This is a genomic window from Streptomyces sp. NPDC102259 (assembly GCF_044766465.1).
Lineage (GTDB): Bacteria > Actinomycetota > Actinomycetes > Streptomycetales > Streptomycetaceae > Streptomyces.
In genome coordinates, this window is the sequence record NZ_JBIWMA010000026.1 from 112,064 (window position 1) to 123,299 (window position 11,236).

Below are 11,236 nucleotides of genomic sequence, written 5' to 3' on the forward strand. Positions count from 1 at the left end.
CTCCGGACTGCGGCTCACAGCCCGGCGACCTTCGCGCTCGCCGACAGCTCGTAGACCAGGGTGACGGTGCGCCGGCCGCCGGGCGGCAGGGCCAGGCTCCAGCCGGCGATGCCGTCGGCGTCGACCGTGTCGGGAGCGGGAGAGCAGGCGTCCTTACGCAGCCGCACCTCCACCGCCGAGACCTCGGAGACCGGGATCCGTTCGCGCAGGACGATCGTCCGTTCGCCCTGTTCGCCGGGGGAGGAGAACCGGGACACATGGAGGCGGACCGTGCGGGTGACCACGGTCCGCTGGGTGAGCACGGCGGTGTCCCGGGTCTCCTCGGTGTGCCGGACGACCCGGTGGTCGTCGCGGCTGCCGTAGGCGAGTTCGACGGGGGCGTGGGGAGCGGTGAAGTCCAGAGTGCCGCGGCCGGTGAATCCGCTGCCGCGGATCAGGTCGACGGGTCCGGCGAGCAGTGCGTGGCCGGACCGGTTGTCGCACCGCGCCACCTGAGTGACCAGCGGGGACAGCTCGGGTGTGCAGGCGTACTCGATGCTCGCGGTCGTGGTGAAGGAGGAGAGCGGCACACGGTGGGCGCGGCCGTCCGCGGGCACGGAGACCGGCGCGGGGGAGTGCAGCACCCGCACCTCGTCGCCGTCGTCCACTCCCGGCAGACCGAGCACCGGTGCCGGACCGAGGTCCGCGATCTCCTCCTCGCGCAGCTCGACGTCGACGGTGCGCCGCTCGGCGGAGGTGCGGTCCTGGAGCATCAGCCGGTCCTCGCCCAGCCGGGGTGGCTCGGTGGACTGTGCCGAGCGGGCCGTCGACAGCGTCAGCCGTACGTCGGACCAGTCCTCGCCGGTGCGCTGCCAGACCATCGCGTCGGTCTCCAGCGTGAGGGAGTCGCCGTCGAGTACGGCCCGGTAGGCGGGCCGCCACAGCGCACACGGGGTGAGGTGGCTGAGCCGCAGGTCGGCCGGTCCGGCGGCCGTGGCCTCGACGGTCAGCTCGATGTGGCCGACCAGTTCGGCGGGTTGCGCCTCGGCGTGGTCCATGACCTGCTGGGCCTCGGCGAGTTCGGAACCGAGGGCGGTCAGCCGGGCTTCCACGGTGCGCAGTTGCTCGCCGTAGGAGTCGCGCTCCTCGTCCACCCGGTCCAGTTCGCGGGTCCAGCGGAGCGCTTCGCTCTCTCCCGAGCCTGCCCCTTCGCCGATCTCCCGCAGCAGATCGGCGGCGAGACGCCCCAGCGCGTCGACGCGGGCGTGCAGCCGGTCGCGCCGGCGCCCCAGGGCGAGCAGCTCCTCCTCGAGCGTGTGCACGCGGTGGCGCAGGGCGGAGTCGCCGTCGGCGGGCCCCGGCCCGCGCGGCGTCCACTCGCGGACGATCCGCACGTCGAGCACGGTCGCCGGGTGTGCGGCGGTCAGCTCGGCGTGGAGCGTGCGGTCCACGGCCAGCGCGCTGACGGGCCCGAGGCGCAGCCGTTGGACGCCCGCCTCGAGACCGAGCACGGTGGTGCGCTCGACGTGGGCGCGGTCCTCCAGACAGGTGACGGCGGTGACGGGGAGGGGAATCGGCTGCGGTGCCATGGACATGGGTTGTGTCAGCTCCTGCGGTTGCCGCCGGCCAGCGTCTTGGCGGACGCGAAACGGATCTCGTAGCCGCCGTCGAGGGCGGTGGTGGCGCCGGCGGGCAGGTCCACCCGCCAGACGCGGGTGCCAGGTGCGTGCTGCTCCGGGCCCGCGCCGTCCCGGGGCGCCGTCCAGTCGGCCCGTTCCTCGATCCGGACGTCCGCGTCGGAGGTGACCGGGACCCGCTCGCGGACCTCGACGGTGACGGGCTCGGCGAGCTGGTTGGCCAGCTCCACGTGGACGCGGTGATCGAGCACGGTGGTGCTGTTGCGCAGCCCCGAGGTCGACTCGTGCAGGTTCGTACGGCGGCTGACCCGGACGCCCTGGGCCGGACCGAGCCCCACCCGGCAGTCACCGCCCGGGGCGAGCGTGGGCAGGGCGGTGCTCAGCAGGAAGTCGTCACCGGCGGTGACCTCCACCGGGCCGGCCAGCAGAGCCTGGTCGGTGGAGTTGGAGAGCACCAGCGTCGCGTAGACGGTCTGCTCCACGGACGGCACGCAGAGGTACTCGGTGCGCAGCCCGACCGGGATCTCGCCGACGGTGACGGTGTGCCAGGTGCCGTCCGAGGGGATGTCGGCGCGGGCGACCGCGTCGAAGCGGTGGTCGAAGGAGCCGGCCGACTCGCGGGGCCGCACGGCGTGTCCGGGCAGCGGCAGCGCGGTCACCGCCTCGGCGCGGCGGCGGTACTCGGCCGCCACCGGGTCGAAGGGAGCGTCCGGGAACAGCAGGCCCCGGCGACCGCCCTGCTCGTCGGGACCGCACAACACGAGGGCGGTGTAGTCGAGTTCGGCGCCGCTCGGCCGGGGCGGACCGACGGCCGGCGCCACGGGCTGCGGCGCGCCGCCGGGGGCCGCGGGTGCCGGGGGCGGTGGCGCTGCCGCCCGGGCCGGGGCAGCCATGGCGGCGGGCGCCGCGGGGAGCTTGCTGCGGGCCCGCCGGCCTCCGCCGCCCGGTCGTGCGGGGACCGGCTGCGCGAACTCGCTCGTTCCGCTGCCGAAGGGCTCGGCGTAGGCGCTCCCCGCGCTGCCAGGCGGCGGCACAGGGGGCGGTGCGCCATAGGTGGGCGGGGCTGCGGCGAGTGACTCCCCGTACCCCTGCGGCGCCGGCTGCATGGGCGGAACGGGACCGGACGCGAAGCCGGCCGCCGCGGCCACGGGCCCGCCCCCGGGCGTCAGGGGAGTGGCGGTCGTGGCCGGCCGCGGGGGTGCCACGTCGTACCCGGCGAACAGGTCGGCCAGGCCCGTCGGCGGCTCACGCCAGCCGGACGGCGCGGGCGCGGGCTGACGGCGTCCGATCCGCAGGGAGCGGAGCCTCGGCAGGTCGGTACGGCGCCGTAGGTCTGCGGTGGCCAGGGCGATGCGCACACCGGTCCAGTCCTCGCCGGTGCGCTGGGCGACCGAGGCGCGCAGCACCAGACGGCCGCTGCTGTCGTCCTGACGGTAGGTGAGACGGTAGGTCGGCACCCAGACCGCGCCCGGCACGCCGTACTCCAGCTCCACTTCCGCGTCACCGGTGCCGTCGAGGGTCAGAACCGCCGAGACGGTGGTCTCCATGTGCGTCGCCGGTGCGTCGGTGGAGGCGCGGGCGAGCCGGTCGGCGGCGACGGAGAGCGCGTGGTCGGCGTGGTCCAGCGCCTCCTCCAGCTCGCCGAGACGGGTGTGCAGCCCGGCCAGCCGCTCGTCGACGAACTCGGCGAGCTCCAGCCACGCGTCGACCGGAGTGCGGCGGTGCGGGTCGTCGCGCCTGCGGGCCGGCGGGACCGGCCGCAGCCCCTTGACCTCCTCGATCAGGCTCAGTTGGCGGTCTCGGCGCCCCTGTGCCGCCGCGCGTTCGTCGAGCAGCCGCTGCACCTCGCGCCGCAGGGATGCGGGGGCGGCCCCGGCGAGCGGCTCGGCCTCGACCTCCACCCGTGCCTCGGTGACGCGCACGCCGGTGTTGCCGGTGGCCCGGGCCCGCAGGGACCCGGGGTCCAGTGAGCGGGGCAGTCCCGTCACCCGCACCCGGCCGTCCGGCGGCACACTGCCCGAGGCCAGGCGGCGGCAGACCGCGCCCTGGGCGTACACCACCACCGAATCGAGGGCCGAGCCCCACCTCTGTGCCGTCCGAGCCGCCATGTGCCCCGCCCCCCGCCGCGTCCGTGCTGAGCGAAGCCTACGCGGACCGGCGACGGACCTGGCCGAACGGGCTGGAACACCGGCCCTCGCGCAGCAGAAGGAGCGGTGGCCGCCCGGACGATGAACGAGCGGCTCGGCGATACGGTCCGTCTCGTCGCGGCGGGAGCGCCACGGAGCGCGGGCCTTCGGCAGGCGTTCGCGACGGCACATTCGGCGATGTCGTTCGCTGTCGGAACCTGCTCGCCACAGGCGGAGCAGCCGCTCGCCCGGAATCTGCTGACGTCGCATACGCAATGTGTGCTTATAAAACGGCGTTCTGGTGACTCGGGGCTCCTCACCTGCCGCTGCGCGCGCCGGTGGGGGACCCTTCGCCTGCGGCGAACAGCCGCTCCGCATCACCCCGAGGAGTGACCGTGAGCGTTCGTATCGGAGTGGAGGAGGAGTTCCACGTCCTGGAGGTGGAGAGCGGGCTGCTCGTACCGCGCGCCAATTCGCTCCTGCGACGCCTCCCAGGGCGTACCTTCACCACCGAGCTGCACCAGTCCACCGTGGAGTCGAACAGCGAGGTGCACACCTCCCTCGACGATCTGTACGCCGACATCGCCGCGACGAGACGGCGGCTCGACGCGGCCGCGTCCTCGCTCGGACTCGCGGCGGTGGCCGCCGGCGCGGCGCCGCTCGCGCCGGCGGAAGCCGCGCACCCCACCGCCGGAGCGCGCTATCGCCGCATGGTCGAGGACTACCGCACGGTCGCCGACGAGCAGCTCATCTGCGGTGCCCAGGTCCATGTGGACGTCCCCGACCGCGACACGGCGGTGCGGGTGATGTGCGCGGTCTCTCCGTGGCTGCCCACGCTGCTCGCGCTCTCCGCCAGTTCGCCGTTCTGGCAGGGGGCCGACACCGGATACGCCAGCTGGCGCACCATGCTCTGGCAGCGCTGGCCCACCGCGGGCCCGGTCGGCTGCTTCGCCAGCGCGGCCGAGTACGACGCCACCGTGCGCGACCTCGTCGGGTCCGGGATCATCAGCGACGTGGGGATGATCTATTTCGACGTACGCCCCTCCGCGCATCTCCAGACGCTGGAACTGCGCGTCTGCGACTCCTGCCCGCGCGCGGAGACCGTCGTGCTCGTCGCCGGACTGTTCCGCGCCCTGGTCACCGAGGCCCGCGAGAGGCTCCGGACGGGCGCCCCGGGCTGCGCGGGCCGGCACGAGTGGCTGCGCGGCGCCTCCTGGCGGGCCGCCCGGTCCGGGCTCGAAGGCGGGCTGGTGGATCCCGAGACCCACCAGGAAGCGCCCGCCGCGCAGGTCGTGCGCAGCCTGCTCGCCCGGCTGCGCCCCGCCCTGGAGGCGCACGGCGACTGGGAGACCGTCCGCGCGCTGGCGGAGGAGGCCCTCGCCGACGGCGGTGCGGCCGCCCGTATGCGCCGTGTCGCAGCGGAAGAGGATCTGCTGGCCTGTGTCGACATGCTGATCGCCGAGACCCGCGGCGAACGCGCGCCCGGCAGAACGGCGGCCACCCGCCGCAGGAACCTTCCGCCCGCCACCGGGGCGACAGACCCCTCGCACCGGTTGGCACGGCCGCTGACCCGTAGGTGAGTCGCCATGGTCACCGACGACCCCTTCCCCTACGCCGACCGACCGGCACCCATGGCCCGGCGCTCGGCCCATGCCCAACGAAACGGAGGCGGCACATCATGTGCGGTCTGAGCGGGGAGATCCGCTTCGACGGTCACCGACCCGACCTCGCGGCCGTCGAGCGCATGAGCGAGCGGCTCGCCGCCCGTGGTCCCGACGGCCGGGGGATCTGGTCGCGAGGCGCGGTGGCGCTGGGACACCGGCGACTGAAGATCATCGACCTGTCGGACCTCGCGGCGCAGCCGATGACCGACTCCCGCGCCGGGATCACCGGAGTCTTCAACGGCTGTGTCTACAACTACCGGGAGCTGCGCGCAGAGCTGCGGAGCCTGGGGCACCGGTTCGCGACGACATCCGACACCGAGGTGGTGCTGAAGGCCTACCGGCAGTGGGGCACCGCCTGCGTGGAGCGCTTCTACGGCATGTTCGCCTTCGCCCTCGTCGAGCACCGGTCCGGGCGCGTGGTGCTGGGGCGCGACCGGCTCGGCATCAAGCCCCTGTACCTGGCACGGACGCCGGGGCGGCTGCGGTTCGCGTCCTCCCTGCCCGCGCTTCTCGCCGCCGGCGACGTGGACACCTCACTCGATCCGGTCGCCGTCCACCAGTACCTGAGCTGGCACGCCACGGTCGCCGCTCCGCGCACGGTCCTCAACGGCGTGCGCAAGCTCCCGCCGGCCACCGTGCGGGTCGTCGAGCCGGACGGCACCCAGCACGACCACCGCTACTGGCAGCCGTCGTACACCCGCCGGGGCGAGTACGCGGCGATGGGCGCGCACGACTGGCGTGACGCGATGCTGGAGGCGCTGCGCACGGCCGTCCGCCGACGCATGGTGTCCGACGTGCAGGTCGGCGTCCTGCTCTCCGGCGGCCTGGACTCCAGTCTGATCGTCGCGCTGCTGGCCCAGGCGGGACAGCGGGACCTGATGACGTTCAGCGTGGGGTTCGAGTCGGAGGGCGGGGAGGAGGGCGACGAGTTCCGGTACTCGGATCTGGTGGCCCGGGAGTTCGGCACCGACCACCATCGGCTGATGGTCCCCTCCGACCGGGTGTCGACGGCCCTGGACGGGGCCGTCGCGGCGATGAGCGAGCCGATGACCAGCCACGACGTGGTCGCCTTCTACCTGCTGTCCGAGCAGGTGTCCAAGGAGGTGAAGGTCGTGCAGAGCGGGCAGGGCGCCGACGAGGTGCTCGCCGGCTACCACTGGTACCCGCGGCTCGCCGAGGCCGCCCGCGCGGACGCGGCCGAGCAATACGCCGACACGTACTTCGACCGGCCGCACGCCGACCTCAGCCGGATCCTGGAGCCCGGCATGCTGCCCGACGACGACGTCTCGGGCCGTTTCGTCCGGGACCACATGGCGGTCCCCGGCGCCGCGACGGCCCTGGACGCGGCCCTGCGCCTGGACACGCACGTGATGCTCGTCGACGACCCGGTCAAGCGGGTCGACAACATGACCATGGCCTGGGGACTGGAGGCCCGGGTGCCGTTCCTCGACCACGAGCTGGTCGAGCTGGCCGCGGCCTGCCCGCCGGAACTCAAGCTGGCCGACGGCGGCAAGGGCGTGCTGAAGGCGGCCGGCCGTCAGCTGCTGCCCCGGGACGTCGTCGACCGCCCCAAGGGCTACTTCCCGGTCCCGGCGATCATGCACATGGCGGGGCCCGTCCTGAAACGGGTGCGGGAAGCGCTGGAGGCACCCGAGGCGAGGCGGCGCGGCCTCTTCCAGGAGTCGTACGTGTCCCAGCTCCTCGAGGCGCCCGACGAGCACCGCACCAAACGGGGAGCGAACGCCCTGTGGCAGATAGCGTTGCTGGAGACATGGCTTCAGACGCACGGCATCGCGTGAGTGGCGGGCGGAGCACACCGGCGGCCCTGAGCGGCGACCCCGCCGCGCCGCCGCCCCCCGCCACCCGGTCGGCGGAAGCCAGGGGCGCCGCCCCCGCCGCCGCCGCGGCCCCCGCACCGGTCCTGCTGCCCGAGGCGAGCGGTCCGCGGGACGCCGTGACGCGGCTGCGCTCCCACGGCTGCTGGTATCCCTCCGCGAGCCCCGACGGCTCCGAGGCGGCCTTCATCTGCGACCGGGGCGGTGTTCCGCAACTGTGGGCCGGCCCCGTGGACGGAGGCGAGGTGCACCTGCTCGACGCCTCCCCGGACCCCGTCAAAGAGGTGTCCTGGTCACCGGACGGCCGCTGGATCGCCTACACCACCGCACCGGGCGGTGGCGAGCACACCAGGGTGCTGTGCGTACGGCCCGACGGCACCGGCCACCGCATCCTGGCCGGAGCCGACCCGGACAGCACCGCCCACCTGGGCTGCTGGGCGCACGACGGCTCGGCAGTCGCCGTGACGCTCGCCGGACCGGGCGCCCGGGCGCACCCGGACGGTGCGGGACCGACCCGTGCGGACGCGCCTCCGCCGGCGAGCTGGGCCGAGCGGGGCGGCCGGGCGACGCTGCTGGGCGGAACTCCGTACGACGCCGCAGGGGGGACGGGACAGACCGGCACGGAATCCGGCGCCATGGCCTCCGCGGTGCCGGCGGCCCGGCCCGACGGAGGTCTGTCGGCCTACCTGATCGACCCCGACGGTCTGGCGTCGCCCGTACTGCTGGCCACGGAGACGCACGCCGCCACCCTGCGGGTGTGCGACATCAGTGCCGACGGCGGGCTCGTGCTCTTGCGCCGGGGGCCGCGCGGACGGCGGGAGGCGGTCGTCCGGCGCACGGCCGACTCCGAGGCGACGTGCACCGTGCCGGTCGCCGACGGCGATCCGTGGATCGGACGGTTCTCGCCCGACGGGCGGACGCTGTGGCTGCGCAGCGACGCCGGACGCGAGTACGCGGCGCTCCTCGCCGTCGCCCTCGGCGCCGACGGCCGAGCGCACGGCACGTCCGTCATGGCGGAACGGCCGGACAGCGATCTGGACCTGCTGGCCCTGTCGCACGACGGCCGCACCGCCGCACTGTCCTGGAACGAACGGGGCGAGAGCCGGCTCGAACTCGTCGAGCCCCTCCCGACGCGCCGGGCCCTCTACGGCCCGCTGCCGACGACGCCCGTTCCCCTGCCTCACGAGGTCGTCACCCGCGTCGTGCCGGTGGGCCCCCGGGGACTGCTGCCGGCGCTGTCCGGGTCTCAGCGGCGGCCCGGGGTGTGGTGGGCCGCCGCGGGCGTGTCCCTGACGCGCACCCCCTGGTCGTCCCGTGACGAGGACGCCGTCGCGCCGGGCCGCTCGCCCGTGCGCCCCGTCCTTCTGCGGCTCACGGCGCGGGACGGGCTGCCCCTGAGCGGCTGGTACTACCGGGCGCCGGGCCGGGCCCCGGGGGACCCGGCGCCCTGCGTGATCCACCTGCACGGCGGTCCGGAGGAGCAGGAACGCCCCGTCTTCACCCCGCTCTACCACGAGCTGACCGGGCGTGGACTGGACGTCTTCGCCCCCGACGTCCGCGGCTCCTCGGGACACGGCAGATCGTTCGTCGACGCCGACCTGGGCGCCGGCCGCTTCGCCGCGCTGGACGACGTCGCCGACTGCGCGGCCCACGCGGTGGCCGCGGGCCCCGCCGACCCGACCCGACTGGCGGTCATGGGGCGCTCGTACGGCGGCTACCTGACCTTCGCCTGCCTCGTACGGCACCCGGATCTGTTCCGCACCGGCGTCGCCGTCTGCGGCATGTCGGACTTCGCGACCTTCTTCGCCGGCACGGAGCCCTGGCTCGCCGAGTCGGCGGCCCACAAGTACGGCCACCCCGAGCGCGACCGCGAACTGCTGCGGGCGCTCTCGCCGATGACGCGCATCGACGCGCTGCGCGTCCCGCTGCTCGCCGTCCACGGCGAACACGACACCAACGTGCCGCCGGGGGAGTCCGAGCAGTTCGTACGAGCGGCACGCGACCGGGGCATCCCGGCCGAGCTGCTCACCCTGCGCGACGAGGGGCACGACTTCCTGCGCGCGGACAACCGGCGGCTGTTCCGCCGGGCCGCCGCGGACTGGCTGGAACGCCACCTGACCGGTTGAACCGCCCGGTCGGCCGTCTATCCGCGCTCCGCACCCGGCTCGGCGGTGCCGTCCGAGGGCACTTTTGCTTTGGTGTGGAGGACCTCGCGGGCCTGCTCCGCCGCGCGGGTTATGCCCTCGGCGACGAAGTCGACGAAGCGGGCGATGTTCTCCAGGCGGGCGGCGGCCGGGGTGCCGGAGCCGAGGACGCCGACACCCTGCCGGGCGGCCTCGGCGAGCTGGGCGCTGGACCGGGCGGCGCCGATCGTCGACTGATAGAACACGTCGTCGTCGACGGCGTAGCGCTCGCGGCGGCCTTCGTCCCGTTCCCGTCGGATGAGGCCCTGGCTCTCGAGGAACGCGACCGCCTTGGAGACGGACGCCGGACTGACCTCGAGGCGCTGGACGAGCTCGGACGCGGTGAGGCTGCCCGCGTCGGTGGTGTAGAGGCAGGTCAGCACCCGGGACATCATCTTGGGCAGGCCCTGTCCCATGAGCAGGGTGGTGAACATCTCCTCGTACTCGCGCACGGCCTCGGCGTCGCGTCCGTGGGCCGGCGCGGGCGCCTCCGTCCCCCGGGGCGTGGCCTGTCTGCGGCGGTGGGTGCGGCGTTCGGTCGCGTGATGGGCCAGGTCGGCACGGTAGGCGGTGGGGCCGCCGTTCCGCATCACCTCACGTGTGACCGTCGAGGTCGGACGATCGAGGCGTCTGGCGATCTCCGCGTAGGCGAGGCCGTCGGCCAGTCCCAGCGAGATCTGCTGGCGTTCCTGCTGGGTGAGTCTGCCTCCCGGCATCGCGGTCTCCTTCGTGCGCCGTGGTGACGTCAGCATAGCGTTCACTTCTCACTCATTGCAACGTTCGTGCGGCTGTCGTTGCATTGAATTTCAAACCGTTGCAACGATTTATAGCCTGTGACCTGGGTTTATATCGATCGAGTGCAACGATGGTGTTGAGAGATCTATGAATGCAACGTAGCTTTTCCGGTGTCAGAAACAAACGGGCCAAGGAGAGCACGATGCAGAAGTTCGACACCCCCGCCCCGATCGCCGCCGTCCTCGACATCCCCGCGGGACGCGTCCGGTTCATCGCCGCCGACCGGGCCGACACCACGGTCGAGGTCCTGCCCGCGGACGCCTCGAACGGCCGCGACGTGAAGGCGGCGGAGCAGGCCAAGGTCGAATTCGGCGGCGGAGTCCTGCGGGTCGAGGCCTCGGTCCAGCACCGGATCCTCGGCGACTCCGGATCCATCGAGGTGACCATCCAACTGCCCGCCGACTCCTGGGTCGAGGCGAAGGCGGCCAGCGCCGAGTTCCGGGGCGTCGGACGGCTCGGCGACGTCGCCGTCGAGAGCTCGCACGGATCGATCAAGCTCGACGAGGCCGCGAGCGTCCGCCTCACCCTGCTCGCCGGTGACGTCACGGTCGGCCGCCTCAACGGCCCCGCCGAGATCAGCACCAAGAAGGGCGACATCCGGATCGCCGAGGCCGTGCGCGGCACGGTGATGCTGCGCACCGACGCCGGCCAGGTGTCGGTCGGCGCGGCCCGCGGAGTCTCCGCCGCCCTGGACGCCGGCACCTCCTACGGCCGGATCCACAACACGCTGAAGAACACCGACGGCACCGCCGGCCTGAACATCCACGCGACCACCGCCTACGGCGACATCGTCGCCCGCAGCCTCTGAGGAGCCGTCATGACGAACCCGGCCATCGCGGCGAACGGTCTGCGCAAGTCGTACGGCGACAAGACCGTCCTGGACGGCATCGACCTGACCGTCCCCGAAGGAACGGTCTTCTCCCTGCTCGGGCCGAACGGCGCCGGCAAGACCACCGCCGTCAAGATCCTCTCGACCCTCATCACCGCCGACGACGGGCAGGCCCAGGTCGCGGGCCA

Annotated in this window: 8 protein-coding genes; 5 read left to right on the forward strand and 3 right to left on the reverse strand. The window is 73.9% G+C overall.

The features are described from left to right. Window positions 1-14: 14 nt before the first annotated feature. Window positions 15-1,574 carry a mucoidy inhibitor MuiA family protein gene (locus ACIRPU_RS37535; protein ID WP_403875558.1) on the reverse strand — a complete coding sequence of 520 codons (1,560 nt, stop codon included), beginning with the start codon at window positions 1,572-1,574 and terminating at the stop codon, window positions 15-17. A gap of 8 nt (window positions 1,575-1,582) precedes the next feature. Continuing rightward, the gene (locus tag ACIRPU_RS37540) at window positions 1,583-3,724 is read right to left on the reverse strand and encodes a DUF4139 domain-containing protein (protein WP_403875561.1); all 2,142 of its coding nucleotides are present in this window, start codon (window positions 3,722-3,724) and stop codon (window positions 1,583-1,585) included. Between the two features lie 413 nt (window positions 3,725-4,137). On the opposite strand from ACIRPU_RS37540, the gene ACIRPU_RS37545 reads away from it, so the two are divergent. The 3 genes from ACIRPU_RS37545 to ACIRPU_RS37555 all read left to right on the forward strand — a co-directional run bounded on the left by ACIRPU_RS37545 (window position 4,138) and on the right by ACIRPU_RS37555 (window position 9,367). Continuing rightward, complete coding sequence (locus ACIRPU_RS37545) at window positions 4,138-5,322, forward strand: glutamate--cysteine ligase (RefSeq protein WP_403875564.1); 1,185 nt, start codon at window positions 4,138-4,140, stop codon at window positions 5,320-5,322. A 98-nt stretch (window positions 5,323-5,420) separates the two neighbouring features. Then, window positions 5,421-7,205 (forward strand): N-acetylglutaminylglutamine amidotransferase, encoded by a 1,785-nt coding sequence (locus ACIRPU_RS37550; RefSeq protein ID WP_403875567.1) that lies wholly within the window; start codon window positions 5,421-5,423, stop codon window positions 7,203-7,205. Next, on the forward strand, window positions 7,178-9,367 hold the full coding sequence (locus tag ACIRPU_RS37555) for a S9 family peptidase (protein ID WP_403875570.1): 2,190 nt from the start codon (window positions 7,178-7,180) through the stop codon (window positions 9,365-9,367). The genes ACIRPU_RS37550 and ACIRPU_RS37555 overlap by 28 nt, the downstream gene beginning before the upstream one ends. Window positions 9,368-9,384: 17 nt before the next feature. Here the strand turns inward: ACIRPU_RS37555 and ACIRPU_RS37560 are convergent, their stop codons facing one another. Beyond that, window positions 9,385-10,140, reverse strand: coding sequence for a helix-turn-helix domain-containing protein (locus ACIRPU_RS37560; RefSeq protein WP_403875573.1), 756 nt, complete (start codon window positions 10,138-10,140; stop codon window positions 9,385-9,387). Window positions 10,141-10,361: 221 nt separating this feature from the next. On the opposite strand from ACIRPU_RS37560, the gene ACIRPU_RS37565 reads away from it, so the two are divergent. Continuing rightward, window positions 10,362-11,027, forward strand: a complete 666-nt coding sequence (locus tag ACIRPU_RS37565) for a DUF4097 family beta strand repeat-containing protein (protein WP_403875575.1) — start codon at window positions 10,362-10,364, stop codon at window positions 11,025-11,027. 9 nt (window positions 11,028-11,036) lie between these two features. Then, window positions 11,037-11,236 (forward strand): ATP-binding cassette domain-containing protein (locus ACIRPU_RS37570; protein WP_403875578.1); only part of this gene is annotated, 200 nt, incomplete at its 3' end.